This is a genomic window from Allorhizobium borbori, assembly GCF_014196535.1.
Taxonomy (GTDB): Bacteria; Pseudomonadota; Alphaproteobacteria; order Rhizobiales; family Rhizobiaceae; genus Ectorhizobium; species Ectorhizobium borbori.
This window is the reverse complement of sequence record NZ_JACIDU010000004.1, coordinates 278,629-304,156: the sequence shown is the minus strand read 5'-3', so window position 1 is coordinate 304,156 and position 25,528 is coordinate 278,629. Positions and strand designations below refer to the sequence as shown.

The 25,528-nt window shown below is 59.1% G+C and carries 37 protein-coding genes; 4 read left to right on the top strand and 33 right to left on the bottom strand.

What is annotated here, in order from left to right; genetic code table 11:
* Positions 1 to 480, top strand: a 480-nt coding sequence (locus GGQ66_RS07295) for a hypothetical protein (protein WP_210287194.1), incomplete at its 5' end; no start/stop codon positions are given.
* Here GGQ66_RS07295 and ilvD read toward each other — a convergent pair.
* Positions 461 to 2,296, bottom strand: a complete 1,836-nt coding sequence (gene ilvD, locus GGQ66_RS07290; protein ID WP_183790954.1) for a dihydroxy-acid dehydratase — start codon at positions 2,294 to 2,296, stop codon at positions 461 to 463. The two genes, GGQ66_RS07295 and ilvD, sit on opposite strands and share 20 nt — an antisense overlap.
* A 275-nt stretch (positions 2,297 to 2,571) precedes the next feature.
* Here ilvD and msrP point away from each other — a divergent pair, with 275 nt between their 5' ends.
* Entirely contained in the window at positions 2,572 to 3,516 is a 945-nt protein-coding gene (gene msrP, locus GGQ66_RS07285) for a protein-methionine-sulfoxide reductase catalytic subunit MsrP (RefSeq protein WP_183790952.1), read from the top strand.
* Positions 3,516 to 4,145 (top strand): protein-methionine-sulfoxide reductase heme-binding subunit MsrQ, encoded by a 630-nt coding sequence (gene msrQ / locus GGQ66_RS07280; RefSeq protein ID WP_183790950.1) that lies wholly within the window; start codon positions 3,516 to 3,518, stop codon positions 4,143 to 4,145. The genes msrP and msrQ overlap by 1 nt, the downstream gene beginning before the upstream one ends.
* Before the next feature lie 53 nt (positions 4,146 to 4,198).
* Here the strand turns inward: msrQ and GGQ66_RS07275 are convergent, their stop codons facing one another.
* The 32 genes from GGQ66_RS07275 to rpsL all read right to left on the bottom strand — a co-directional run bounded on the left by GGQ66_RS07275 (position 4,199) and on the right by rpsL (position 24,686).
* Positions 4,199 to 4,777, bottom strand: a complete 579-nt coding sequence (locus GGQ66_RS07275) for a DoxX family protein (protein ID WP_183790948.1) — start codon at positions 4,775 to 4,777, stop codon at positions 4,199 to 4,201.
* A 255-nt stretch (positions 4,778 to 5,032) separates the two neighbouring features.
* On the bottom strand, positions 5,033 to 5,458 hold the full coding sequence (rplQ, locus tag GGQ66_RS07270; protein WP_183790945.1) for a 50S ribosomal protein L17: 426 nt from the start codon (positions 5,456 to 5,458) through the stop codon (positions 5,033 to 5,035).
* A 45-nt stretch (positions 5,459 to 5,503) separates the two neighbouring features.
* Positions 5,504 to 6,514, bottom strand: a complete 1,011-nt coding sequence (locus tag GGQ66_RS07265; RefSeq protein ID WP_183790943.1) for a DNA-directed RNA polymerase subunit alpha — start codon at positions 6,512 to 6,514, stop codon at positions 5,504 to 5,506.
* A gap of 122 nt (positions 6,515 to 6,636) precedes the next feature.
* Positions 6,637 to 7,026, bottom strand: coding sequence for a 30S ribosomal protein S11 (gene rpsK / locus GGQ66_RS07260; protein ID WP_183790989.1), 390 nt, complete (start codon positions 7,024 to 7,026; stop codon positions 6,637 to 6,639).
* 201 nt (positions 7,027 to 7,227) lie between these two features.
* The gene (gene rpsM / locus GGQ66_RS07255; protein ID WP_183790987.1) at positions 7,228 to 7,596 is read right to left on the bottom strand and encodes a 30S ribosomal protein S13; all 369 of its coding nucleotides are present in this window, start codon (positions 7,594 to 7,596) and stop codon (positions 7,228 to 7,230) included.
* Between the two features lie 263 nt (positions 7,597 to 7,859).
* Positions 7,860 to 8,510 (bottom strand): adenylate kinase, encoded by a 651-nt coding sequence (locus GGQ66_RS07250; RefSeq protein WP_183790941.1) that lies wholly within the window; start codon positions 8,508 to 8,510, stop codon positions 7,860 to 7,862.
* Positions 8,507 to 9,847, bottom strand: a complete 1,341-nt coding sequence (secY, locus tag GGQ66_RS07245) for a preprotein translocase subunit SecY (RefSeq protein WP_183790939.1) — start codon at positions 9,845 to 9,847, stop codon at positions 8,507 to 8,509. The genes GGQ66_RS07250 and secY overlap by 4 nt, the downstream gene beginning before the upstream one ends.
* Positions 9,848 to 10,081: 234 nt before the next feature.
* Positions 10,082 to 10,558, bottom strand: a complete 477-nt coding sequence (gene rplO, locus GGQ66_RS07240) for a 50S ribosomal protein L15 (protein WP_183790937.1) — start codon at positions 10,556 to 10,558, stop codon at positions 10,082 to 10,084.
* 16 nt (positions 10,559 to 10,574) lie between these two features.
* Positions 10,575 to 10,763, bottom strand: a complete 189-nt coding sequence (rpmD, locus tag GGQ66_RS07235) for a 50S ribosomal protein L30 (RefSeq protein WP_183790934.1) — start codon at positions 10,761 to 10,763, stop codon at positions 10,575 to 10,577.
* A 12-nt stretch (positions 10,764 to 10,775) separates the two neighbouring features.
* Positions 10,776 to 11,345 carry a 30S ribosomal protein S5 gene (gene rpsE, locus GGQ66_RS07230; protein ID WP_183790932.1) on the bottom strand — a complete coding sequence of 190 codons (570 nt, stop codon included), beginning with the start codon at positions 11,343 to 11,345 and terminating at the stop codon, positions 10,776 to 10,778.
* A gap of 186 nt (positions 11,346 to 11,531) precedes the next feature.
* The gene (gene rplR / locus GGQ66_RS07225; protein ID WP_183790930.1) at positions 11,532 to 11,894 is read right to left on the bottom strand and encodes a 50S ribosomal protein L18; all 363 of its coding nucleotides are present in this window, start codon (positions 11,892 to 11,894) and stop codon (positions 11,532 to 11,534) included.
* A 12-nt stretch (positions 11,895 to 11,906) separates the two neighbouring features.
* On the bottom strand, positions 11,907 to 12,440 hold the full coding sequence (rplF, locus tag GGQ66_RS07220; protein ID WP_183790928.1) for a 50S ribosomal protein L6: 534 nt from the start codon (positions 12,438 to 12,440) through the stop codon (positions 11,907 to 11,909).
* Between the two features lie 43 nt (positions 12,441 to 12,483).
* A complete protein-coding gene (gene rpsH / locus GGQ66_RS07215) occupies positions 12,484 to 12,882 on the bottom strand; it encodes a 30S ribosomal protein S8 (protein ID WP_183790926.1) in 399 nt (132 codons plus the stop codon).
* 12 nt (positions 12,883 to 12,894) lie between these two features.
* Positions 12,895 to 13,200, bottom strand: a complete 306-nt coding sequence (rpsN, locus tag GGQ66_RS07210; RefSeq protein ID WP_183790924.1) for a 30S ribosomal protein S14 — start codon at positions 13,198 to 13,200, stop codon at positions 12,895 to 12,897.
* A 33-nt stretch (positions 13,201 to 13,233) separates the two neighbouring features.
* Positions 13,234 to 13,791: a 50S ribosomal protein L5 gene (gene rplE, locus GGQ66_RS07205; RefSeq protein WP_183790922.1), complete on the bottom strand. Its 558-nt coding sequence runs from the start codon at positions 13,789 to 13,791 to the stop codon at positions 13,234 to 13,236.
* A complete protein-coding gene (gene rplX, locus GGQ66_RS07200) occupies positions 13,784 to 14,092 on the bottom strand; it encodes a 50S ribosomal protein L24 (protein ID WP_183790920.1) in 309 nt (102 codons plus the stop codon). The genes rplE and rplX overlap by 8 nt, the downstream gene beginning before the upstream one ends.
* A 12-nt stretch (positions 14,093 to 14,104) precedes the next feature.
* Entirely contained in the window at positions 14,105 to 14,473 is a 369-nt protein-coding gene (gene rplN, locus GGQ66_RS07195; RefSeq protein ID WP_007770138.1) for a 50S ribosomal protein L14, read from the bottom strand.
* Between the two features lie 306 nt (positions 14,474 to 14,779).
* Positions 14,780 to 15,016 carry a 30S ribosomal protein S17 gene (rpsQ, locus tag GGQ66_RS07190; RefSeq protein WP_183790918.1) on the bottom strand — a complete coding sequence of 79 codons (237 nt, stop codon included), beginning with the start codon at positions 15,014 to 15,016 and terminating at the stop codon, positions 14,780 to 14,782.
* 11 nt (positions 15,017 to 15,027) lie between these two features.
* Complete coding sequence (gene rpmC / locus GGQ66_RS07185) at positions 15,028 to 15,228, bottom strand: 50S ribosomal protein L29 (RefSeq protein WP_183790916.1); 201 nt, start codon at positions 15,226 to 15,228, stop codon at positions 15,028 to 15,030.
* Positions 15,229 to 15,240: 12 nt separating this feature from the next.
* Entirely contained in the window at positions 15,241 to 15,654 is a 414-nt protein-coding gene (gene rplP / locus GGQ66_RS07180; protein ID WP_183790913.1) for a 50S ribosomal protein L16, read from the bottom strand.
* Positions 15,655 to 15,692: 38 nt separating this feature from the next.
* The gene (gene rpsC, locus GGQ66_RS07175) at positions 15,693 to 16,415 is read right to left on the bottom strand and encodes a 30S ribosomal protein S3 (RefSeq protein ID WP_183790911.1); all 723 of its coding nucleotides are present in this window, start codon (positions 16,413 to 16,415) and stop codon (positions 15,693 to 15,695) included.
* Positions 16,415 to 16,804: a 50S ribosomal protein L22 gene (rplV, locus tag GGQ66_RS07170; protein ID WP_183790909.1), complete on the bottom strand. Its 390-nt coding sequence runs from the start codon at positions 16,802 to 16,804 to the stop codon at positions 16,415 to 16,417. The genes rpsC and rplV overlap by 1 nt, the downstream gene beginning before the upstream one ends.
* A gap of 2 nt (positions 16,805 to 16,806) precedes the next feature.
* Positions 16,807 to 17,085, bottom strand: a complete 279-nt coding sequence (gene rpsS / locus GGQ66_RS07165) for a 30S ribosomal protein S19 (protein WP_183790907.1) — start codon at positions 17,083 to 17,085, stop codon at positions 16,807 to 16,809.
* Positions 17,086 to 17,100: 15 nt separating this feature from the next.
* A complete protein-coding gene (gene rplB / locus GGQ66_RS07160) occupies positions 17,101 to 17,937 on the bottom strand; it encodes a 50S ribosomal protein L2 (RefSeq protein ID WP_183790900.1) in 837 nt (278 codons plus the stop codon).
* Positions 17,938 to 17,962: 25 nt separating this feature from the next.
* Positions 17,963 to 18,256 carry a 50S ribosomal protein L23 gene (locus GGQ66_RS07155; protein WP_183790898.1) on the bottom strand — a complete coding sequence of 98 codons (294 nt, stop codon included), beginning with the start codon at positions 18,254 to 18,256 and terminating at the stop codon, positions 17,963 to 17,965.
* Positions 18,253 to 18,873 (bottom strand): 50S ribosomal protein L4, encoded by a 621-nt coding sequence (rplD, locus tag GGQ66_RS07150; protein WP_183790895.1) that lies wholly within the window; start codon positions 18,871 to 18,873, stop codon positions 18,253 to 18,255. Before rplD ends, GGQ66_RS07155 begins: the two co-directional genes overlap by 4 nt.
* A gap of 12 nt (positions 18,874 to 18,885) precedes the next feature.
* Entirely contained in the window at positions 18,886 to 19,569 is a 684-nt protein-coding gene (gene rplC, locus GGQ66_RS07145) for a 50S ribosomal protein L3 (protein WP_183790893.1), read from the bottom strand.
* Between the two features lie 211 nt (positions 19,570 to 19,780).
* Positions 19,781 to 20,089, bottom strand: a complete 309-nt coding sequence (gene rpsJ / locus GGQ66_RS07140) for a 30S ribosomal protein S10 (protein ID WP_003507767.1) — start codon at positions 20,087 to 20,089, stop codon at positions 19,781 to 19,783.
* Positions 20,090 to 20,385: 296 nt separating this feature from the next.
* Entirely contained in the window at positions 20,386 to 21,561 is a 1,176-nt protein-coding gene (gene tuf, locus GGQ66_RS07135) for an elongation factor Tu (protein ID WP_183790862.1), read from the bottom strand.
* 75 nt (positions 21,562 to 21,636) lie between these two features.
* A complete protein-coding gene (fusA, locus tag GGQ66_RS07130) occupies positions 21,637 to 23,736 on the bottom strand; it encodes an elongation factor G (RefSeq protein ID WP_183790891.1) in 2,100 nt (699 codons plus the stop codon).
* Between the two features lie 29 nt (positions 23,737 to 23,765).
* On the bottom strand, positions 23,766 to 24,236 hold the full coding sequence (gene rpsG, locus GGQ66_RS07125) for a 30S ribosomal protein S7 (RefSeq protein ID WP_183790889.1): 471 nt from the start codon (positions 24,234 to 24,236) through the stop codon (positions 23,766 to 23,768).
* Between the two features lie 78 nt (positions 24,237 to 24,314).
* Positions 24,315 to 24,686, bottom strand: a complete 372-nt coding sequence (rpsL, locus tag GGQ66_RS07120; protein ID WP_003507760.1) for a 30S ribosomal protein S12 — start codon at positions 24,684 to 24,686, stop codon at positions 24,315 to 24,317.
* Between the two features lie 524 nt (positions 24,687 to 25,210).
* Here rpsL and GGQ66_RS07115 point away from each other — a divergent pair.
* Positions 25,211 to 25,504, top strand: a complete 294-nt coding sequence (locus tag GGQ66_RS07115) for a transcriptional regulator (RefSeq protein ID WP_183790887.1) — start codon at positions 25,211 to 25,213, stop codon at positions 25,502 to 25,504.
* Positions 25,505 to 25,528: the final 24 nt, after the last annotated feature.

Genomic DNA, 25,528 nt, shown 5'->3' with positions numbered 1-25,528 from the left:
GAGGAACTTGACCACGACCGCAGACCCGAAACATACCTAACACGCGGGTCAATTCTCGGTGGAAACGCCGGGTCAGTTCTCAGTGGCAATCAACAGACAGTGCTTTCGGAGCTTTCGGGCCGTCCGGATGCCATCATCGCAGTCAAAACCGCGATCCCCTACGGCCTTTTCATTCTCATCCCCGCGCTGATCACGGCCGGGATGAGCGGCATGAAGCTTGGCGTAAAGTGGAAAAATCCCGCCATTGCCGCCAAGAAGCGACGTATGCCGATCATAGCCGTCAACGGGGTCATCGTCCTCGTACCAAGCTGTTTTGTTTTACGCTCACTCGCCCTCGCCGGCGATTTCGGTACAACCTTCTACGCGGTCCAGGCGCTGGAGTTGACGGCTGGAGCCGTCAACATCGCTCTCCTGTTGCTCAACATGCGCGACGGCTTCAGGTTGAGGCCCAACCGGAGGATTACTCCGGCAGGATCCTGACCGCACCCTTGTCGGCGCTGGATGCAAACGCGGCATAAGCTTTCAACGCCAGCGTCACGTTACGCTTGCGCGGCTGCGCCGGCTTCCAGCCGAAGGCATCCTGCTCGACACGACGCTTCACCAGTTCTTCAGCCGAAACCGCGAGGTTGATGGTCCGGTTCGGAATGTCGATCTCGATGATATCGCCTTCGCGCACCAGACCGATGGCGCCGCCATTCGCCGCTTCCGGCGAGGCATGACCAATGGAAAGGCCGGAGGTGCCGCCGGAGAAGCGACCATCGGTGATGAGTGCGCAGGCCTTACCCAGACCCTTCGACTTCAGATAGCTGGTCGGGTAGAGCATTTCCTGCATGCCAGGTCCGCCCTTCGGTCCCTCGTAGCGGATGACAACGACATCGCCGGCCACCACCTCGTTGGAAAGGATTGCCTTCACGGCGGCGTCCTGGCTTTCATAGACCTTGGCCGGGCCGGTGAACTTCAGGATGCTTTCATCAACGCCTGCCGTCTTAACGATGCAGCCATCGAGCGCAATATTGCCCTTGAGAACGGCCAGACCGCCATCCTTGGAGAACGGCGTTTCGACCGAACGGATGATGCCCGAAACGCCGTCCGTATCAAGCTCCTCCCAGCGGGATTCCTGGCTGAAGGCGACCTGCGTCGGCACGCCACCGGGTGCGGCCTTGAAGAAGGTGCGAACGCTTTCGAGATTGGTGCGGGTGATGTCCCAGCGGTCGATAGCGTCACCCAGCGTCGGGGCATGAACGGTGTAGCAATCACGGTTCAGCAGACCGCCGCGCTCCAGTTCACCCAGAATACGCATGATGCCGCCTGCCCGGTGCACGTCTTCCATATGGACGTCGCTCTTGGCCGGCGCGACCTTTGAGAGGCACGGCACCTTGCGCGACAGGTGATCGATGTCATCCATGGTGAAATCGACGCCGGCCTCATGGGCAGCGGCCAGAATATGCAGGACCGTGTTGGTCGAACCACCCATCGCAATATCGAGCGCCATGGCGTTCTCGAAGGCCGCCTTGTTGGCGATCGAGCGCGGCAGAACCGTAGCGTCGTCTTGCTCGTAGTAACGGCGGGCGAGATCGACGACCAGATGGCCGGCCTCGACGAAGAGGCGACGGCGATCGGCATGAGTGGCAAGCGTCGAGCCGTTACCCGGCAGGGACAGGCCGAGCGCTTCCGTCAGGCAGTTCATGGAATTGGCCGTGAACATGCCCGAGCAGGAACCGCAGGTCGGACAGGCGGCGCGTTCGATGGCCTTCACGTCTTCATCGGACACCTTGTCATCGGCGGCGGCGACCATGGCGTCGACCAGATCGAGCGCGTGCTTCTTGCCGTGCAGGACGACCTTGCCGGCTTCCATCGGGCCGCCGGAGACGAAGATCGACGGAATATTGAGACGCAACGACGCCATCAGCATGCCGGGGGTGATCTTGTCGCAGTTGGAGATGCAGACCATGGCGTCGGCGCAATGCGCGTTGACCATGTATTCCACACTGTCGGCGATCAGTTCGCGCGAAGGCAGCGAATAGAGCATGCCATCATGGCCCATGGCGATGCCGTCATCCACCGCGATGGTGTTGAACTCCTTGGCAACACCGCCGGCGGCCTCGATTTCGCGGGCGACGAGCTGACCAAGATCCTTCAGATGCACATGGCCCGGCACGAACTGGGTGAAGGAATTGACGACAGCGATGATCGGCTTGCCAAAATCGCCATCCTTCATGCCGGTCGCGCGCCACAGGCCGCGTGCACCGGCCATGTTGCGGCCGTGGGTGGTGGTTCTCGAACGATAGACAGGCATGGTGTTTTCCTCGATCGTGTCGGGCCTGGACGCCTGCACTCCTCCAGAGGCAGCGTGAAACCCTTTGTTTGCAGGGTTCCTACCGCAATCGGCTCAAGGTGTCACTATCACGACAGGCCAATCCGGTACGGCCCGCAAAGGCCATTTGAACTCTCGCACATCCGACACGGGCTGCAAAGACGTTCACAAAATCGTGGGCGGCGAATAACCTGTGAAACAAATCGGCTTCGCGCTACGTATAGCGAAGGGAAACCGCTTCTCTACGGGAGATCGAAATGTCCGCCTATCGTCCGCCGCGTATCCCTTCCTCGGAAATCACGCCGAAGGGCACCTATCTCAACCGGCGCAGCTTCATGGCGGCGGCGGGTGGCGCCGCCCTGCTGCCCGCGCTTCCTGCCCTTGCCGAGAAGCTCACTGTCAAGCCCGGCCCCTATGGCACGACCGAGCCGCAGACGCCGAAGGATACGGTCACTTCCTATAACAACTTCTATGAATTCGGCACCAACAAGGGTGACCCGGCCAGCAACTCCGCCAAATTCAAACCGCGCCCCTGGACGCTTGAGGTGGGCGGCATGGTGGCGAAGCCGCAGACCTTCGATCTCGACAAGCTGATTGCCGACATTCCGCTGGAAGAGCGCATCTACCGCATGCGCTGCGTCGAGGCGTGGTCGATGGTCATTCCCTGGGACGGGTTTCCGCTCGCGGCTCTGCTCGACAAGGTCGAACCGCTCGGCTCGGCGAAATACGTCGCTTTCGAGACTGTCGTGCGGCCGGAGGAAATGCCGGGGCAGAAAGGCTATTTCCAGCCGATGCCTTGGCCCTATGTGGAGGGGTTGAGGCTGGATGAGGCGCGTCATCCCCTCACCCTGCTTGCCGTCGGCCTTTACGGGGAAACGCTGAAGAACCCGAACGGTGCACCGATCCGCCTCGTCGTGCCGTGGAAATACGGCTTCAAGGGCATCAAATCGATCGTGAAGATCACGCTCACCGACAAGCAGCCGCCGAATAGCTGGAACACGTTGCAGGCCAATGAATACGGCTTCTATGCCAACGTGAACCCCGAGGTCGATCATCCGCGCTGGAGCCAGGCGACGGAACGGCGCATCGGCGGCGGCTCGTTTTTCGGCGGCTCGGAACAGCGCCCCACCCTGCCCTTCAACGGCTATGCTGACGAAGTCGCCAGTCTTTATGCTGGCATGGACCTCAGAAAGTTCTACTGATGCCACTGCCCAAGCTTTCGCCGCGCACCCGGGAGGCCACGATCTGGGCGCTTTACGCCATGGGGCTCATACCGGGCCTCTGGGGCTTTTATCAGGGCGCAACCGGCCAGATTCCCGGTGATCCTGTTCGCATCTTCGAACATATGCTGGGGCTCTGGGCGCTGCGCTTCCTCTGTCTCGGGCTGGCGGTGACGCCACTGCGCGAACTCGCCGGCGTGAACCTCATCGCCTACCGGCGCGCACTCGGGCTTCTCGCTTTCTACTATGTGCTTGCCCACTTCACCGTCTACCTCACGCTGGATCGTGGCCTGATGTTTTCAACGATCCTTGCCGATATTGTGAAGCGGCCCTACATCACTCTCGGAATGGCTGGCCTCGTCATGCTGATTCCGTTGGCGTTCACCTCCAACCGCTGGTCGATCCGTAGGCTGGGCAGCGACTGGAACCGGCTGCACAAGCTGGTCTATCCGATCCTCATCGTCGCGGTACTGCACTATGCACTTTCATTGAAAGTGGTGACCGGTGAACCCGCCTTCTATCTGCTGGTGACGGCCCTGCTGCTCGGCTATCGCCTGGTCCGGCCGCGGCTATTGGAGGCGCGCCGTCGTCTTCGCCAGGCGAGCCGTTGAAAAAGCGGCCACACCGTTCGCGCAGCCGCTTTCGATTGCCTGAGATGCGGCTTTCAGAACAGCTTCTTCAGCAGCAGGCGGTCCAGCGAGAAGTAGCCACCGCCAAAGGCCGCGTAGAGGAATGCGCCGCCCATCCAGTAAAGTGAAGCGTATTCGGCCTTGCCCTGCACGAGTTCAAGGAATTTCGCCCCACCATCCGCCAGCCTGAATCTGGCAGCATCCGTGAAAAAGGCACTGCCCGCCTTAAGCGCCTCGACGCCTTCCGGTGTCAGAAACACGTGACCGAACGTGTGGCTGATGTGGAAATAAAGCGTCACACCCAGCATGACGCCATTGGCCAGTGCAACCGGACGCGTCAGCAACCCGAAAACAAGAAGAATACCACCGAAAAACTGCACAATCGCGAGCATGGGCGACCAAAGCCAACCCGGATAAAACCCCATGGCTTCCACGAAGCCCACTTGCCCCAACGGGGCCAGAATTTTCGGCCATCCCTCCAAAACCAGAATGGCACCGACCGCGATGCGGAACACCGTCCACGCGAGCGGCTGTGCGAACCTTTCATAAACCGGCGAAAGCGCCGGGATGATCAATGTGTCAGGCGCATTGTCGAAAACATTTTTGTCGCTCATGACTTTCATCCACTTATGGTCTTGTTGAATGTCAAAACCATACGCCCGGTGACCGGGTCGCCTTTGACCTAGGTCAAGTTTAAATCGCTTGAATCGACAAAAGAGACGACCACACTGTTCATGTTTAGAGAACACAAACTGGCACAATAACGGAATGGCATACCGACCTTACGGACTTTCGTCAGAACCGGCAAAACGCAAAAAGGCCGGAAGGAGAACCCTTCCGGCCTTTTCCAAAATCGATCCGTACTGCGATCAGGCAGCTTCGGCAGCTTCGGCTTCCGCAGCGACGCGAGCCTTGTCGGCGGCGCCCTTGGCGTTGACGTCGCGTTCAACGAACTCGATGACGGCGACGGCAGCGTTATCGCCATGACGGAAACCAGCCTTCATGATGCGAAGGTAGCCGCCGTTGCGGGTGGCGTAACGGGTTGCGATCGCGTCGAACAGCTTGCGAACGGCAGCTTCGTCCTTGATCTGCGCGATGGCCTGACGACGAGCGTGCAGGTCGCCGCGCTTGCCGAGGGTCACGAGCTTTTCGACGATCGGACGCAGATCCTTCGCCTTCGGCAGGGTGGTCACGATCTGCTCATGGGTGATGAGCGAGGCAGCCATGTTGGCGAACATCGCCTTACGGTGGCTGGCGGTACGGTTGAGCTTACGGCCGGAATTCTGGTGGCGCATGAGCTTGGCTCCTTATGAGTGCAGGCTTCCCTGCGTCTTTAACGGTTAATACTGGTCTTCGTAGCGCTTCGCGAGATCTTCGATGTTCTCAGGCGGCCATGCGGGCACTTCCATGCCGAGGTGCAGGCCCATGGAAGCGAGAACTTCCTTGATTTCGTTGAGCGACTTGCGGCCGAAATTCGGAGTGCGGAGCATTTCTGCTTCGGTCTTCTGAATGAGGTCGCCGATATAGACGATGTTGTCGTTCTTGAGGCAGTTGGCCGAACGGACCGAAAGTTCCAGTTCGTCCACCTTCTTGAGAAGCGCGGGGTTGAACGCCAGTTCGGTAACAGCTTCCTCTTCGGCTTCCTTCTGCGGCTCGTCGAAGTTGACGAACACGGAGAGCTGGTCCTGAAGGATGCGCGCTGCGAAAGCGACGGCATCTTCACCCGTGACGGAACCATCGGTCTCGATGGTCATCGTCAGCTTGTCATAGTCAAGAACCTGTCCTTCGCGGGTGTTTTCCACCTTGTAGGACACCTTCTTGATCGGCGAATAAAGGCTATCGACCGGGATCAGACCGATGGGGGCGTCTTCGGCGCGATTACGCTCTGCCGGGACATAACCCTTGCCGTTATTGACCGTGAATTCCATGCGGATCTCGGCGCCCTCGTCGAGCGTGCAGATCACATGGTTCGGGTTGAGGATTTCGATGTCGCCAACCGTCTGGATGTCACCCGCATAGACCGGGCCGGGGCCCTGCTTGCGAACGACCATGCGCTTCGGATCATCGCCATCCATCTTGATGGCGATTTCCTTGATGTTGAGCACGATATCCGTCACATCCTCGCGAACGCCGGGGATGGAGGAGAATTCATGCAGTACGCCGTCGATCTGCACGGCGGTCACAGCCGCACCGCGCAGGGAGGACAGCAGAACGCGACGCAGCGCGTTGCCGAGCGTCAGACCGAAGCCGCGTTCAAGCGGCTCAGCAACGAGCGTTGCCTTGGTACGGCCCGAAGAGGTGAATTCCACCTTGCTCGGCTTGATGAGTTCCTGCCAGTTTTTCTGAATCATGTCGCTTTACCTTCCAATTGCCGCACCATCCAATCGTGACGGCTGTCATGCGAAGCGCCCGGAGGAGCGCCCTTGTCCTTATCCAGACAGGCAACGCTCACAGGCGTTGAACAGGGAAAGGATTAGACGCGGCGCTTCTTGCGCGGACGGCAACCATTGTGCGGGATCGGCGTCACGTCGCGGATGGACGTGATGAGGAAACCGGCAGCCTGGAGCGCGCGCAGAGCGGACTCACGACCCGAACCCGGACCGCAGACTTCAACCTCAAGCGACTTCATGCCGTGTTCCTGAGCCTTCTTGGCGCAGTCTTCGGCAGCAATCTGCGCCGCGAACGGCGTGGACTTGCGCGAGCCCTTGAAGCCCTTGGCACCAGCGGACGACCAGGCAATCGCGTTGCCCTGTGCGTCCGTGATCGTGATCATGGTGTTGTTGAACGAGGAGTTGACGTGAGCAACGCCGGAGGTGATGTTTTTACGTTCGCGACGGCGAACGCGGGTGGCTTCCTTGACCATAGTCTTACCTTTCACAGATCTCTTCACCGCCGTAATACCAGCGGCTACACCGGTGAACGACCGAAGGGCCCCTCACCAATTCCATTACCACAGCGGACCGAACAGCCCGCCAAACTCGATACGCTCCAGAAACAACATCCTGAAAACGCTCAAAGAGGCCGGCACAAGCCAGCCTCTCTGTGAATTTCCGAAAACCGGAAATTACTTCTTCTTGCCAGCGATCGCCTTGGCCGGACCCTTGCGGGTGCGGGCGTTCGTGTGGGTACGCTGACCGCGCACCGGCAGGCCGCGACGATGGCGCAGGCCGCGGTAGCAGCCCAGGTCCATCAGACGCTTGATGTTCATAGAGGTCTCGCGACGCAGGTCACCTTCGACCTGGTAATCGCGGTCAATGGTTTCGCGGATCGCGAGAACTTCAGCGTCGGTGAGCTGATGAACGCGCTTATCGGAAGGAATACCAACCTTCTCGATGATTTCCTGAGCGAATTTCGGACCGATCCCGTGGATATAACGAAGAGCGATAACGACGCGCTTCGCAGTCGGGATATTGACGCCAGCGATACGTGCCACGCCTATTCTCCTTGCTTCCGGTTGCCCTGCGGCAAAAGGTGCTTCTGTTCTGACGGCCGCAAGGCCGCCGGGTTTTAAATCGAATTCGTCCGCAACAAAACGACCGAACCCGGATATCTCTTCTTGGGACATCCGCGCCGATCGTCTGCAGATAACGAGTTGGCGCGGTCTTTAGCGGAATCAGGGCGAAAAAGCAACGGGCCCGCTTAAGATTCTTGAATACCGGCACAAACCGGCAGAACGGGCGCCGAAGCGCCAGCCCGTTACACCTTGGCCAGAATGGCTTCGATGGCGTTCGTCACTTCATCAATGTCGGCCATGCCGTCCACCGTCTGAAGCATGCCCTTGGCGTAATAATAGCCAACGAGCGGCGACGTTTCCTTGTAGTAGGTCTGCAAGCGCGCGACGACCGTCTCGCGATTATCGTCCGGCCGGCGCTTGAAGTGAGTCGAACCGCAACGGTCGCACACACCCTCCACCTTCGGCTTCAGATTCGTGTCGTGATAACCGGCACCACACTGGGCACAGGTATATCGGCCAGCGATTCGGTCGGCGAGAACTTCGTCATCGACGACGATTTCCACAACGGCAGAGATATCAAGACCCTTGGCCTTCAACATTGCGTCCGTAGCGTCCGCCTGAACGAGCGTGCGGGGGAAGCCATCGAGGATGAACCCCTTGGCGCAATCCGGCTGCTCGATCCGATCAGCGACGATCCCGATGACAATGTCGTCAGACACGAGCTTGCCCGCATCCATCACCGCTTTTGCCTTCTTGCCGATCTCGGTTTGAGCAGCGATCGCCGCACGCAGCATATCACCCGTCGAGAGCTGCGGAATGCCGTGGTGCTCGACAATGCGTTGCGCCTGGGTTCCCTTGCCGGCGCCCGGAGGCCCTAAAAGAATCAGTCTCATCGTCCCCTCTTCCCTCCACGCAGCTTGGACTTCTTGATCAGGCCTTCATACTGCTGGGCAATAAGATGCCCCTGGATCTGCGCAACGGTGTCCAGGGTGACGCTCACCATGATCAGAAGCGAAGTACCACCGAGAGCCAGCGGAACGCCCGTACGCGCAACGAGGATTTCAGGCAGGATGCAGACGAAAACGAGATAGATCGCACCGATGACCGTGATACGGGTCAGCACGTAGTCGATATATTGCGCGGTGCGCTCGCCCGGCCGGATACCGGGAATAAAGCCGCCATGCTTTTTCAGATTGTCGGCCGTGTCTTTCGGATTGAAGACGATAGCCGTGTAGAAGAAAGCAAAGAACGCAATCAGCGCAGCATAGAACGCCATGAACAGCGGCTGACCGTGACCAAGCGACGAGATGATCGTCGTAACCCAGGCGGGAAGTTCGCTGCTGTTTGCGAAGCCGGCAGCCGTCGCCGGCAGAAGCAGCAGCGAAGATGCAAAGATCGCGGGAATCACACCGGCGGTATTCAGCTTGAGCGGCAGGTGCGAGGTATCGCCCTGAAACATGCGGTTACCGACCTGACGCTTCGGATACTGGATCACCAGACGACGCTGTGCCCGTTCGACGAATACGATGAGCGCGATGACGACGATGGCGACGACCAGAACCGTAAGGATAAGCGGTGTGGACAAAGCGCCCGTGCGACCGAGTTCCAGCGTACCGGCCAGCGCCTTCGGCAGGCCTGCGGCAATACCGGCATAGATGATCAGCGAGATACCGTTACCGATACCGCGCGACGTGATCTGCTCGCCGAGCCACATCAGGAACATCGTACCGCCCAACAGAGTCAGGACCGTCGAAAGACGGAAGAACAGGCCGGGGTCATTTACAAGACCATTGCCGCTCTCGAGACCGACGGCAATGCCATAGGCCTGCAGCGTACCGAGAATCACCGTGCCGTAGCGGGTGTACTGGTTGATGATCTTGCGACCCGCCTCACCTTCCTTCTTCAGCGATTCCAGTGAAGGCACGACCGAAGTCATGAGCTGGACGATGATGGAGGCCGAAATGTAGGGCATGATGCCGAGGGCGAAAATCGCCATACGCTCAACGGCGCCGCCGGCAAACATATTGAAAAGGCCAAGAATGCCACCTGCCTGCGACTTGAAGGCCTGGGCGAACGCCTCAGGATTCAGGCCCGGCAGGGGAATATGCGTGCCAAGACGGTAAACGAGGAGAGCGGCCAGGGTAAACCAAAGGCGCTTCTTCAGATCCTCAGCTTTCGCGAAGGTGGCAAAATTCAGGTTCGAGGCCAACTGTTCCGCTGCTGACGCCATGCGATTCTCCGCCTGTCCCATTCCGGCGGCGCGATAAGGCCGGCCTAGTCCGGAAGCAATATTCTGTTTTCTGAGGGAATAGGCAAATCGCGGAAAACGCAGACGCCCCACCCTTCACGATATGCGGCTCACCCGAAAGATGAAACCCGCGATGCCCTCGCTGAGAGGACGTGAGGCCTCCCATATGGGAGAAAAACCGCCCGGTGTGAAGTACCGGGCGGTTCGTATCGACAATTATTCTGCAGACGCGGCTGCTTCGAGCAGCTTGATGGAGCCGCCGGCCTTTTCGATCTTCTCGACGGCGGCCTTGGAGGCGCCGGCAACTTCGATCGTGACCTTCGACTTCAGTTCGCCGTCCGAAAGAACGCGAACGCCATCCTTGGCGCGACGGATAACGCCAGCGGCCTTGAGAGCAGCAGCATCGATCGTCTTCGTAGCGTCCAGCTTGCCGGCTTCGATTGCCGTCTGGATGCGACCGAGAGCGACAACGACATACTCCGAAGCGAAGATGTTGTTGAAGCCGCGCTTCGGTAGACGACGGTAGATGGGCATCTGACCGCCTTCGAAGCCGTTGACCGCGACGCCCGAACGAGCCTTCTGACCCTTCACGCCGCGACCACCGGTCTTGCCCTTGCCAGAGCCGATACCGCGACCAACGCGGATGCGGTCCTTGGAAGCGCCTTCGTTGTCCTTGATTTCATTCAGTTTCATGACATGTTCCTCCGTGTCACTTCTCGTCGACGACGCGAACGAGGTGCTGAACGGCACGAATCATGCCGCGAACGGCGGGCGTGTCTTCCAGCGTACGGGTACGGTGCATCTTGTTGAGGCCGAGGCCGATCAGCGTCTGGCGCTGAACGTTCGGACGGCGAATCGGGCTACCGATCTGTTCGACAGTGATCGTCTTCTTGGTCATCCCTGCCTCCTATTATTCTTCGGAAGCAACGCCGGCGTCAGCGCGACGAGCCTGAAGGGTGGCGTACTTGATGCCGCGCTGAGCAGCGATGTCCTTGGGATGGACCTGGTGCTTCAGAGCATCGAACGTGGCGCGAACCATGTTGTACGGGTTGGACGAACCGGTCGACTTGGCGACGACGTCATTGACGCCGAGCGTTTCGAACACAGCGCGCATCGGGCCACCGGCGATGATACCGGTACCAGCCTTGGCAGCGCGAAGCAGAACCTTGCCAGCGCCGTGACGGCCATTGACATCGTGGTGCAGCGTGCGGCCATCGCGAAGCGGAACGAAGATCAGATCGCGCTTGGCGGCTTCGGTTGCCTTGCGGATGGCTTCCGGCACTTCGCGTGCCTTGCCATGACCAAAGCCAACACGGCCCTTCTGGTCGCCAACGACGACGAGAGCGGCGAAACCGAAACGACGACCGCCCTTCACCACCTTGGCGACGCGGTTAATTGCGACCAGCTTGTCAACGAACTCGCTGTCGCGCTCTTCACGGCTACCGCGATCTTCGCGCGGAGCCCTTTCTTTCTGTGCCATTGTCCTCTTCCTTTTTCTTTTCCGGGTGCAATCGGCGGACACAATAATACCCGCCCCGCTCGCCGTTTCCGGAGAACGTGCGGTCCGATCATGGGTTATTCACCCAAGACGACGGCCCGGATATCAGTCCGGGCCGACATTTTCAACCAAAGTTTTATGAAAACCGACACGCGGTCGACATAAAGCTTAGAAGCTCAGGCCGCCTTCGCGGGCAGCGTCGGCGAGTGCCTTGACGCGACCGTGATAGATGAAGGCGCCACGGTCGAATACGACTTCCTTGACGCCGGCAGCCACAGCACGCTCAGCGACGAGCTTGCCAACGGCGGCGGCGGCAGAGGTGTCGGCGCCGGTCTTCAGCTCCGAGCGCAGACCCTGATCGAGCGTCGAAGCAGCAGCAAGCGTGCGGCCGGCGACGTCATCAATGATCTGAGCGTAGATGTTCTTCGACGAGCGATGAACCGACAGGCGCGGACGGCCATTTGCGACCGCCTTGAGCTGGCGGCGCACGCGGCTCGCGCGCTTCGAAAGTACTTCTTTCCTGCTAGCCATTTCGCGTGATCCTTACTTCTTCTTGCCTTCCTTGCGGACGATCCGCTCTTCCGCATACTTGACGCCCTTGCCCTTGTAGGGTTCGGGGCCGCGGAATTCGCGAATTTCGGCCGCAACCTGGCCAACCTGCTGCTTGTTGATGCCGGTGACGACGATTTCCGTCGGCTTCGGCACAGCAATGGTGATGCCCTGCGGCGGTTCGTAGACCACGTCGTGGCTGAAACCGAGCGCGAGCTGCAGGTTCTTGCCCTGCATGGCGGCACGGTAACCAACGCCGTTGATTTCAAGCTTGCGCTCGAAACCGTCCTTAACGCCCTTGAAGATGTTCTCGATCATCGTGCGGGACATGCCCCACTTCGACCGAGCGTCCTTCGTCTGGTTCACCGGGGTGACCGAGACAGCGTTGTCTTCCAGCGCGAGCGCGATTTCGTCATTAGCGACGAAGAAAAGTTCGCCCTTCGGGCCCTTGGCCGTGACCTTCTGTCCTTCGACAGAGGCCGTCACACCAGCAGGAACCTGAACGGGCTTTTTACCGATACGAGACATGTTTTAATCCTGTCTGTTCGTTATGGAGTTCCTCTGTCCGATCTTAGAAGACCGAGCAGAGAACCTCACCGCCAACATTCTGTTCACGAGCCTGGTGATCGGCCATCACACCCTTCGGAGTCGAAAGGATGGTGATACCGAGACCGTTCGCGACCTGCGGAATGGACTTGACCGAGACATAAACTCGGCGGCCCGGCTTGGACACGCGGCCGATCTCACGGATCACCGACGCGCCTTCGTAGTACTTCAGTTCGATCTGCAGCTCGGCCTTGCCGTTGCCCGAATCGATTTCGCTGTAACCGCGGATATAACCCTCGGCCTGCAGCACATCGAGAACGCGGGCGCGGAGCTTGGAGGCCGGCGTGGACACCGTCGACTTGCGACGAGCGGCGCCATTGCGGATACGGGTGAGCATATCGCCCAACGGATCAGTCATGGTCATGTTCCCGTCTCCTTACCAGCTCGACTTCACAACGCCCGGCACCTTGCCGAAGTTGCCCAGCTCACGAAGCGCGATACGCGACATCTTGAGCTTGCGATAGTATGCGCGCGGACGGCCCGTCACTTCGCAACGATTGCGGATGCGGGTCTTGGAGCCATCGCGCGGCAGTTCTGCCAGCTTCAGGGTAGCCTTGAACCGATCTTCGATCGGCAGGGACTGGTCCATGATGATCGCCTTCAGCTTGGCACGCTTGCCAGCCTGTGCGGCGACGGTCTTGCGGCGGCGCTTGTTCTTTTCAACTGCGCTTGTTTTCGCCATATTGAAGTTCCTCTTCTACGCTCGTCGTTACGGTTACGTGCGGAACGGGAAGTTGAACTCTTTCAGAAGAGTCCGAGCTTCGTCGTCGGTCGTTGCCGTCGTGCAAACGATGATGTCCATGCCCCACATCTGATCAACCTTGTCGTAGTTGATCTCAGGGAACACAATGTGCTCCTTAATCCCCATGGCGAAGTTGCCACGGCCGTCAAAGCTCTTGGGATTGAGACCGCGGAAGTCGCGAACGCGCGGAAGCGCGATGTTGACCAGACGATCCAGGAATTCATACATGCGAGCGCCGCGCAGCGTCACCTTGGCGCCGATCGGCATACCTTCACGAACCTTGAAGCCCGCGATGGAGTTGCGTGCACGGGTGATGACCGGCTTCTGACCGGCGATAGCAGCCAGGTCGGCAGCAGCAACGGTCGGCTTCTTGGAGTCAGCCGTAGCTTCGCCCACACCCATGTTGATAACGATCTTCGTCAGCTTCGGGATCTGCATCTCGTTGCTGTACGAATAGGTTTCCTGCAGCTTGGCGCGAATACGCGAAACGTATTCCTTCTTCAGCCGCGGTTCGTACTTTACCTCAGCCATCGATCACTTCTCCCGAACGCTTGGCCACGCGGACCTTCTTGCCATCCACAACCTGGAAACCGACGCGGGTCGGCTTACCGTCCTTGTCGACGATAGCAAGGTTGGAAAGATGAACAGAGGCCTCCTTGGCGATGATGCCGGCTTCCTGCGTCTGCGTCTGGCGCTGGTGGCGCTTGACGACGTTGACGCCACGGACAACCGCGCGATCTTCCTTCGGGAGAACCTGCAGGACTTCGCCCTGACGGCCCTTGTCCTTGCCGGTGATTACGACGACCTTGTCGCCTTTACGGATCTTTTGCATCGCTATAGCTCCTTACAGCACTTCCGGAGCCAGCGAGATGATCTTCATATGGTTCTTGGCGCGAAGTTCGCGCGGAACCGGTCCGAAGATACGGGTGCCGATCGGCTCTTTCTTGTTGTCGATAAGAACGGCTGCATTGTTATCGAAACGAATGACGCTGCCATCCGGACGACGGATGTCCTTGGCGGTGCGAACGACAACCGCCTTCATCACATCACCCTTCTTAACGCGGCCGCGCGGGATGGCTTCCTTGATCGAAACGACAATGATGTCGCCGATCGAAGCGTACTTGCGCTTGGAGCCGCCCAGCACCTTGATGCACATGACACGACGTGCGCCGGAATTATCCGCCACGTCGAGGTTTGTTTGCATCTGAATCATGTCAGGTCGCCTTCTTGTTGTTACCAGGCTGGTTGGGTTCAGAACCCCCTATCCCGGCTTATTGACTAAGGTTCAGTTTCACGCCGTTCATACCGTCTTCACGGAATTGGAACAGCATGGAAGCGGCAGGAGGCCCGATTCCGGACTTCCTTCCGCTCCAGTCGCGTGCTTCATATAGATATTTCCAAAAAGTACAAGGCCCGCCGGAAGATTCTTACTCCTCCTGAAGACCTTATCTTCTCAACGCACAATCCCGGACACCTTTTCAGGCATCCGGGACCGGGCATTTACGGAAAATCCGTATGATCAGGCCTGGGCGGCAATAACCGTCCAGCGCTTGTCCTTGGAGATCGGCGCGCATTCCTGGATGGAAACGACATCACCAACCTTGTACTGGTTGTTTTCGTCATGGGCCTTGTACTTCTTGGACCGGCGAACGGTCTTCTGAAGCAGCGGGTGAGCGAAACGACGCTCAACGCGGACCACGACAGTCTTTTCATTCTTGTCGCTTACGACGACACCCTGCAGAATTCTTTTCGGCATCGTATTGGTCCTCAGGCCTTGGCTTCGGCCGCCTTCTGGCGGGCAATGGTCTTGATGCGGGCGATGTCCTTGCGAACTTCGGTAATCCGCGAGGTCTTTTCGAGCTGGCCGGTGGCCTTCTGGAAGCGCAGGTTGAACTGCTCCTTCTTCAGCTTGGCGAGCTCTTCCTTCAGCTGGTCTGCGCTCAGTGCGCGAACGTCTGCGGCTTTCATTGGCTCTTTCCCTTACTCTGCGATGCGCTGAACGAAGCGCGTCTTGACCGAGAGCTTGGCAGCGCCGAGGCGCAGAGCCTCACGGGCGATTTCCTCGCTCACACCGTCGATCTCGAACATCATACGGCCGGGCTTGACCTTGCAAGCCCAGTATTCGACTGAACCCTTACCCTTACCCATACGAACTTCGGTCGGCTTCGCCGTAACCGGAACGTCGGGGAATACGCGGATCCAGACGCGGCCTGCACGCTTCATGTAACGCGTGATCGCGCGGCGAGCCGCTTCGATCTCGCGTGCGTTGACGCGGTTGGGTTCCTGAGCCTTCAGACCGAATTCACCGAAGGCGAGGTCGAAGCCGCCCTTGGCCACACCCTTGATGCGACCCTTGAACTGCTTGCGATACTTTGTACGCTTTGGCTGCAACATTTTCTTACTTCTCCGAGCTTATCTTTCGCCAGCGTCAATTAGGCGTTCTCGCGGCGGCGCTCGCCACGTTCACGATTGTTGGAGCCGGACGCGTCGCCTTCGAGTGCACGACGTTCAGAAGCCATCGGATCGTGCTCAAGGATTTCGCCCTTGAAGACCCAGACCTTGATGCCGCAGATACCGTAAGCGGTTTCGGCTTCGGCCGTGCCGTAGTCGATGTCCGCACGCAGCGTGTGCAACGGAACGCGACCTTCGCGGTACCATTCGGTACGAGCGATTTCAGCACCGCCGAGACGACCGCCGCAGGTGATCTTGATGCCTTCGGCGCCGAGACGCATGGCCGACTGAACGGCACGCTTCATAGCACGGCGGAAAGCCACGCGACGCTCGAGCTGCTGGGCGATCGACTGTGCGACCAGCGTAGCGTCGGTTTCCGGCTTGCGCACTTCAACAATGTTGAGGTGCGTTTCGGAGGACGTCATTTCGGCCAGCTTCTTGCGAAGCTTTTCGATGTCGGCGCCCTTCTTGCCGATGATGAGACCCGGACGAGCCGAGTGGATCGTGACGCGGCACTTCTTGTGCGGACGCTCGATGACCACCTTGGCGATACCGGCCTGCTTCAGTTCCTTCTGAACGAAAGCGCGGATCTTCAGGTCTTCGTGAAGAAGCTGGCCGTATTCCGCGTTATCGGCGAACCAACGGCTGTCCCAGGTGCGGTTAATGCCGAGACGGAAACCGATCGGATTAATTTTCTGGCCCATTATGCAGCCTCCCCTTTTTCCTGAACTTCGCGGACGACGATCGTCAGGTGCGCGAAGGGCTTCTCGACACGCGATGCACGACCACGGCCACGAGCGTGGAAACGCTTCATGACGATGGACTTGCCAACGTAGGCCTCGGCAACGATCAGGCTGTCGACGTCGAGGTCATGGTTGTTTTCCGCGTTGGCGATGGCCGATTCCAGGGTCTTCTTGACCGTGCCGGCGATACGCTTGCGCGAGAATTCCAGCTCGGCGAGAGCGCGTTCGACCTTCATGCCGCGGATGAGCGCGGCAACCAGGTTGAGCTTCTGCGGGCTGACGCGAAGCGTACGGGCCACAGCCTGTGCTTCGTTGTCGTTGAGCCGGCGTTCGGTTTTTGCCTTGCCCATGATTACTTCCTCTTCGCCTTCTTGTCCGCGCCGTGACCGTAATAGGTACGGGTGGGAGCGAATTCGCCGAACTTGTGACCGACCATGTCTTCGTTGACGCTGACCGGAACGTGCTTGGAGCCATTGTAGACGCCGAACGTCAGACCGACGAACTGCGGCAGGATCGTGGAGCGACGGCTCCAGATCTTGATGACTTCACTACGCCCGCCTTCGCGCACCTTCTCAGCCTTCGTGAGAAGATATCCGTCAACAAACGGGCCTTTCCATACTGAACGAGCCATTTCTGACTACCTCTCTTACTTCTTCTTCAGGTGGCGCGAGCGCATGATGAACTTGTCGGTCGACTTGTTCGAGCGAGTCCGCTTGCCCTTGGTGGGCTTACCCCACGGGGAAACCGGGTGGCGACCACCGGAGGTGCGGCCTTCACCACCACCGTGCGGGTGGTCGACCGGGTTCATGACGACACCGCGGTTATGCGGGGTCTTGCCGCGCCAGCGGGTGCGACCGGCCTTGCCGTCGTTGATGTTAGCGTGATCGGCGTTCGAAACCGCGCCGATCGTGGCGAGGCACGAACCGTGCACAAGGCGCTGTTCACCCGAGTTGAGACGAAGAATGGCCATGCCGGCATCACGGCCGACGAGCTGGACATAGGTGCCTGCCGAACGGGCGATCTGACCACCCTTGGCTGGCTTCAGTTCAACGTTGTGAACGATGGAGCCAACCGGGATGTACTGCAGCGGCATGGTGTTGCCCGGCTTGACGTCGACAGCCTTCTCCGAGGAGATGACCTTGTCGCCGGCAGCAAGACGCTGCGGAGCCAGGATGTAGGCCTGTTCGCCGTCCGTGTAGGTCACGAGAGCGATGAAGGCGGTGCGGTTCGGGTCGTACTCCAGACGCTCAACCGTGCCTTCGACTTCAAACTTGCGACGCTTGAAATCGACAAGACGGTAGGTGCGCTTGTGACCACCACCGATGAAGCGAGCAGTGATGCGACCGTAGTTGTTACGGCCACCGCTCTTGGAGAGACCTTCCGTCAGCGCCTTGACAGGCTTGCCCTTGTACAGACCCGAACGGTCAACAATGACGAGCTGGCGCTGGCTCGGGGTCGTCGGATTGAAGCTTTTCAATGCCATTTTTCTATTCCCTTCAGGCTAGCCGTCAAAGACCGGTGGAGATATCGATCGACTGGCCTTCGGCGAGCGTCACGACGGCCTTCTTGACGTCCTTCTGCTTGCCGGCGAAACCGCGGAAACGCTTGATCTTGCCCTTGCGGACGAGCGTGTTGACGGCCTTGACCTTGACACCGAAGAGAGCTTCGACAGCAGCCTTGATTTCCGGCTTGGAAGCGCCCTTGGCGACGTTGAACACGACCTGGTTCTGTTCAGACACCAGCGTGGACTTTTCAGTGATCGACGGAGAGACGATCACGTCGTAGTGGCGAAGATCAGTCATTTGAACCGCTCCTCCAGAGCTTCAACCGCAGCCTTGGAGAGCACCAGCGTGCCACGGCGCAGAATGTCGTAAACGTTGATGCCCTGAACAGGCAGAACATCGACATTCGGGATGTTCTTGGCAGCGAGCGCGAAGTTGGTGTCAACTTCAGCACCGCCGATGATCAGCGCGTTGGTGAGGCCGAGCGTCTCGAAGTTGCCAGCGAGCAGCTTGGTCTTGGCTTCGGCGGCAGCGAGATCGTCAACGATGATCAGGCTTTCAGCGCGGAGCTTGGCAGAAAGAGCGTGGCGCAGGCCGAGCGCGCGAACCTTCTTGGGAAGGTCGAAAGCGTGGCTGCGAACGACCGGGCCGTGGGCCTTGCCACCGCCGCGGAACTGCGGAGCACGAGCCGAATGGTGACGAGCGCGACCCGTACCCTTCTGCTTGTACATCTTGGAACCGGTGCGGGAAACTTCAGCGCGACCCTTGGTCTTGTGGGTGCCCTGCTGCTTCTTGGCGAGCTGCCAGCGAACGACGCGGGCAATGATGTCTTCACGGGGTTCGAGACCGAAAACGGCGTCCGACAGCGAAATGGTGCCGGCGTCCTTCCCCTCAAGCGTTTTGACGGTGAGATCCATTGTTCGGCTCCCTTACTTCGATGCTGCGCGCAGGCCGGCCGGGCGCGGAGCGCTTTCCGGAGCAGCGGCCTTGACGGCGTCACGAACGACGATCCAGGCACCCTTGGAGCCGGGGACAGCGCCCTTGACGAGAATGAGACCACGGTCCTCGTCGGTAGAGACGACTTCGAGGTTCTGGGTGGTTACGCGAGTCTGGCCCATGTGACCAGCCATGCGCTTACCCTTCCAGACGCGACCCGGATCCTGGTTGGAACCGGTCGAACCATGTGAGCGGTGAGACACGGACACGCCGTGCGTGGCGCGAAGACCACCGAAGTTGTGGCGCTTCATGGCACCAGCAAAACCCTTACCGATCGTCGTGCCCGTCACGTCGACGAGCTGGCCGGCGACGAAGTGAGCGGCCGTCAGTTCGGCGCCAACATCGATGAGATTGTCTTCGGATACGCGGAATTCGACCAGCTTGGCCTTCGGCTCAACCTGGGCGACGGCGAAATGGCCACGCTCGGCCTTCGACGTGTTCTTGACCTTGGCGGCGCCGGCACCAACCTGAACAGCCGTGTAGCCATTCTTTTCGACGGTGCGCTGAGCAACAACCTGAACGTTGTCCAGCCGCAAAACTGTTACCGGGATGTGCTCACCAGCGTCGTTATAGACGCGGGTCATCCCTACTTTCTGTGCAATCACACCTGAACGCATGGTTCGTTCCTCTTGGGAGTCCTTGCCGGGATAAATCCCTGCATGCCTCTTTGTTGAAGAGTTCCCGTCAAGCCATCCGGCTTTCCGGTCTCCTGTTTCTGGAAGACGCTGGGATTGCCCCACGTACCTTCCTTGTTGTTTCGGCCTGAGCCGGACTACTTACCATCAAGCAGCAGCAATCACCCCGCATCCGAAGACGCAAGGCAGAGCCTTAGAGCTTGATTTCGACGTCAACGCCAGCAGCCAGATCGAGCTTCATCAGAGCATCGACGGTCTGCGGGGTCGGATCAACGATGTCGAGAAGACGCTTATGGGTGCGCATTTCGAACTGTTCGCGGCTCTTCTTGTCCACGTGGGGCGAGCGGTTGACGGTAAACTTCTCGATGCGCGTGGGCAGCGGCACCGGACCGCGGACCGAAGCACCCGTGCGCTTGGCCGTCGAAACGATTTCCCGCGTGGAGGCGTCAAGAATCCGGTGATCAAACGCCTTGAGGCGGATGCGGATATTCTGGCCGTTCATTCGACTTGTCCTTGTTCTTGTTAAGCGAATGCCTCTGACGAGGCGGTTCGTCATTCGTTATCCGGGTGCTACAGCTTCAAAGATCACAGCAAACAAATCAGTTCGCTGTCGGTATCTGTAAAACGACCCGCCACATATACGGAATCGGCGTCCGATGCAATCACCGAACGCCTACGGCAGCACGTTTTTTTTACGTGCTACCGCCAATTCGAGAGGCACACGGCATAACCGCATGCTTCGACCAACAAATTGATCCGGGAACGGCGTTCAAAGACGCCGTTCCCAACCCGAGTGGATTACTCGATGATGGATGCGACGATGCCGGCGCCGACGGTACGGCCACCTTCGCGGATAGCGAAGCGCAGCTTTTCTTCCATCGCGATCGGAACGATCAGCTCAACGGCAACGGTCACGTTGTCGCCCGGCATAACCATTTCCGTGCCTTCCGGCAGCGTCACGATGCCCGTCACGTCCGTCGTACGGAAGTAGAACTGCGGACGGTAGTTCGTGAAGAACGGCGTATGACGGCCGCCTTCTTCCTTCGTCAGGATGTAGGCTTCAGCCATGAACTTCTTGTGCGGCTTCACAGAACCCGGCTTGCACAGGATCTGACCACGCTCGACGCCGTCACGGGTAACGCCGCGAACCAGTGCACCGATGTTGTCGCCGGCCTGGCCCTGGTCGAGCAGCTTGCGGAACATTTCAACGCCGGTCACCGTCGTCTTCGACGTCGGACGGATGCCGACGATTTCGACTTCTTCACCAACCTTGACGATACCGCGCTCGACGCGGCCGGTCACAACCGTACCACGGCCAGAGATCGAGAACACGTCTTCGATCGGCATCAGGAACGGCTGGTCGATCGGACGCTCAGGCGTCGGGATGTAGGCGTCGACAGCGGCCATCAGTTCGCGGATCGCGTCTTCGCCGATCTTCTTGTCCGAGTCTTCCAGAGCAGCAAGAGCAGAGCCCTTGATGATCGGGATATCGTCGCCCGGGAAGTCGTAGGACGAAAGAAGTTCGCGAACTTCGAGTTCGACGAGTTCCAGAAGTTCCGGATCGTCAACCTGGTCGACCTTGTTCAGGAACACAACGATAGCCGGAACGCCAACCTGACGGGCGAGCAGGATGTGCTCGCGGGTCTGCGGCATCGGGCCGTCAGCAGCCGAGCAAACCAAGATCGCGCCGTCCATCTGCGCTGCACCGGTGATCATGTTCTTGACGTAGTCGGCGTGGCCGGGGCAGTCAACGTGCGCATAGTGACGGTTGGCCGTCTCATACTCGACGTGAGCCGTCGAGATCGTGATACCACGGGCCTTTTCTTCCGGAGCGGCATCGATCTGGTCGTATGCCTTGAACTCGCCGAAGAACTTCGTGATCGCTGCCGTCAGCGACGTCTTGCCGTGGTCAACGTGCCCGATCGTACCAATGTTAACGTGCGGCTTCGTCCGCTCAAACTTGCTCTTTGCCATTATCGGCTCTCCAATCTGTCCCCTTGCGGGGGTAATTGCCAAATGTGTTTATCTTGAAGCCCAGGTGGGCTCCGGTCACTTCTGACCGGAGTACTTGGCCTGGATTTCAGCGGCGACGTTGGTCGGCACCGGTGAGTAGTGGTCAAACACCATCGAGTACTGGGCGCGACCCTGCGACATGGAGCGCAGGTTATCGACGTACTTGAACATGTTCGCAAGCGGAACATGGGCGTTGATGACAACCGCGATACCGCGGCTTTCCTGGCCCTGGATCTGACCACGGCGGGAGTTCAGGTCGCCGATGACGTCGCCGACATAGTCTTCCGGCGTCACGACTTCAACCTTCATCATCGGCTCGAGGAGCTGGGCACCGGCCTTCTTGGCTGCTTCACGGAAGCAGGCGCGCGAAGCGATTTCGAAGGCGAGAACCGACGAGTCGACATCGTGGAAGGCGCCGTCGATAAGCGTGGCCTTCACGCCGAGCATCGGGAAGCCTGCGAGCGGACCAGACGACAGAACGCTTTCGATACCCTTCTGAACGCCCGGGATGTATTCCTTCGGAACAGCACCGCCGACGATCTTGGATTCGAAGACGAAATCGTCGCCGTCCGGGTTCGGTTCGAACACGAGCTTGACGCGTGCGAACTGACCGGTACCACCCGACTGCTTCTTGTGGGTGTAGTCTTCCTCGTGCTTCTTCGTGATGGTTTCACGATAGGCAACCTGCGGAGCACCAACGGTGGCTTCAACCTTGAACTCGCGACGCATACGGTCGACGAGAATGTCAAGGTGAAGTTCGCCCATGCCAGCGATGATCGTCTGGCCGGATTCTTCGTCGGACTTGACGCGGAAGGACGGGTCTTCGGCAGCCAGACGGTTGAGCGCGAGGCCCATCTTTTCCTGGTCGCCCTTGGACTTCGGCTCGATCGCGATCTGGATAACCGGCTCCGGGAATTCCATGCGCTCGAGGATAACCGGCTTCAGGGGATCGCAAAGCGTGTCGCCCGTGGTGGTTTCCTTGAGGCCGGCCAGCGCAACGATGTCACCAGCAAAGGCTTCTTCGATGTCTTCACGCGAGTTGGAGTGCATCTGCAGCATGCGGCCGACGCGCTCGCGCTTTTCCTTGACCGTGTTCATGACGCCCATGCCCTTCTCGAGCTTGCCCGAGTAGATGCGGCAGAAGGTCAGCGAACCGACGAAGGGGTCGTTCATGATCTTGAACGCCAGCATGGAAAGCGGCTCGTTGTCGTCGGCGTGACGCTCGATTTCAGCTTCCGTCTTGACGTCGATGCCCTTGATGGCCGGAATGTCTGCCGGCGACGGCAGGTATTCCACAACGGCGTCGAGAAGCGGCTGAACGCCCTTGTTCTTGAAGGCCGAGCCGCAGAACATCGGGAAGAACTTCACGTCGATCGTGCCGCGACGGATCAGGGCACGGATCTTGTCGTTGTCCGGATAGTTGCCTTCGAGATAGGCTTCCATGGCTTCTTCGTCGATCTCGACAACGGTCTCGATCAGACGCTCGCGCCACTCTTCAGCCTTTTCCTTCAGGTCAGCCGGGATCTCGACAACGTCCCAGGCAGCGCCGAGGGACTCATCGCGCCACACCAGAGCATTCATCTCGATGAGGTCGACAACGCCCTTGAACTCGGTTTCTGCGCCGATCGGAAGCTGGCATACGACAGCCGTCGCGCCGAGGCGCGTCTTGATCATCTCGACCGAGCGGTAGAAGTCCGCGCCGGTCTTGTCCATCTTGTTGCAGAAGATCATGCGCGGAACGTTGTACTTGTCTGCCTGACGCCAGACGGTTTCCGTCTGCGGCTCAACGCCGGCGTTGGCGTCGAGGAGGGCAACAGCACCGTCGAGCACGCGCAGCGAACGCTCGACTTCGATGGTGAAGTCAACGTGGCCGGGGGTGTCGATGATGTTGAAGCGGCGCATCTTGCCGTCGCGACCCTTCCAGAAGGTCGTCGTCGCAGCGGACGTGATGGTGATGCCGCGTTCCTGCTCCTGCTCCATCCAGTCCATGGTCGCAGCGCCGTCATGAACTTCGCCGATCTTGTGCGACTTGCCCGTGTAGTACAGGATGCGCTCAGTCGTCGTCGTCTTGCCGGCGTCGATGTGCGCCATGATACCGAAATTGCGGTAGTCTTCGATTTTATATTCGCGAGCCATGGAATGGACTGCCTTTCGAGATCGTTGGATTACCAGCGATAGTGCGAGAACGCGCGGTTCGCGTCAGCCATCTTGTGCGTGTCTTCGCGCTTCTTGACAGCGGAACCACGGTTGTTGGCGGCATCCATCAGCTCACCGCTGAGACGCTCGACCATCGTCGTTTCGTTGCGCTTGCGAGCGGCGGCAATCAGCCAGCGGATGGCGAGAGCCTGACGACGCTCCGGACGGACGTCGACCGGAACCTGGTAGGTGGCGCCACCAACGCGGCGAGAACGAACTTCGACGTGGGGGGCGACGTTCTCGAGAGCCTGATGGAAGACGCCCAGGGGTTCCTGCTTCGTCTTGGTCTGAACGGCATCGAAGGCACCGTAAACGATCGTTTCGGCGACGGACTTCTTGCCGTGGAGCATGATGGCATTCATGAACTTCGTGACGATCAGATCGCCGAACTTCGGGTCCGGATTGATCTCACGCTTTTCTGCACTATGGCGACGGGACATATTCGTTGTCTCTCATACGTTATTGGCACCTTATCACGCGGAGAACCTCGCGCGGCGCCGGAATGGATTCAGGCCGAATTACTTCGGACGCTTCGCACCGTACTTCGAACGGCGCTGCTTACGGTTCTTGACACCCTGGGTATCGAGAACGCCGCGGATGATGTGGTAGCGAACGCCCGGCAAGTCCTTGACGCGGCCTCCGCGGATCATGACCACGGAGTGCTCCTGCAGGTTATGGCCTTCACCGGGAATGTAGCCGATGACTTCGAAGCCATTGGTCAGACGGATCTTGGCAACCTTACGCAGAGCCGAGTTCGGCTTCTTCGGGGTCGTCGTGTAAACGCGCGTGCAAACGCCACGCTTCTGCGGATTTTCCTGCAGGGCAGGAACCTTGTTGCGCTTTACCTGCGCCTGGCGCGGCTTACGGATCAGCTGGTTTACGGTAGGCATATAACCATCCCTTGCAAAATCTTGTCACAATACCCTTGCGGGCCCCACTTTTCGCCGTTTCCGGCAAATTCTTCACGGCTGACGGCCTTGACCGGCATCCGTTGCCACACGCCTATTTTCTCATGCGCAAAATATGGCCCTGCCGCTTTTCTGCGGAAGGACCATAAAAACAGAGGACGTATTGTCTACGTCATGCGTATGGCATTCGTATTTCCACGTGCGAAAATCCTGCTTGAAACAAAGGCTGGGACGCTTGGTCCTGAAAAGCCATAGCCTCAGACGGATTTTGATGTGCGGCGTTTACTGTTTTACCGCCCGCGCGTCAAGTCCGCAGGCCAAGATTATGCCCCGCACGCTTCGGCAGACCCCATATACGGCCCCTGCCCGTCTATTCACCGCCAATTCCACGATGCCGACAAGAAAGATTTGGGCTTTTCATAAAACCAAATTAAAGAATCGGGCGAGGAAGCGCAACGGCCGGCCCGGTTCGATTCCCTTGAATATGTTAACAGCAGGATTTCCAGATGATCACCGAAGCCGACAATGACAATGCCAATGATGGCCCGATGGTGTTCATCATCATCGCCAAGGGTTACGAAGCCGAAGGCTCCGAAGGCGTGGACCTGCACATCCTGATGTCGGCGCCCGATGAGGACACCGCTGTTCGCGAAGCACTCAACGCACTGTCGGAGGAAGGTTTCCTCGAGGCGGATCTCGACCAGATCGGCGTCCTCATGGGCACACCTGAAGAAGAGCCGCATGCCTCCGCCTATCAGGGCGCGCTACAGGGCGAAGTGTCTATCATTCGCTTCGGCTGAGCCGGGCAACAAGCCGAAACCAGC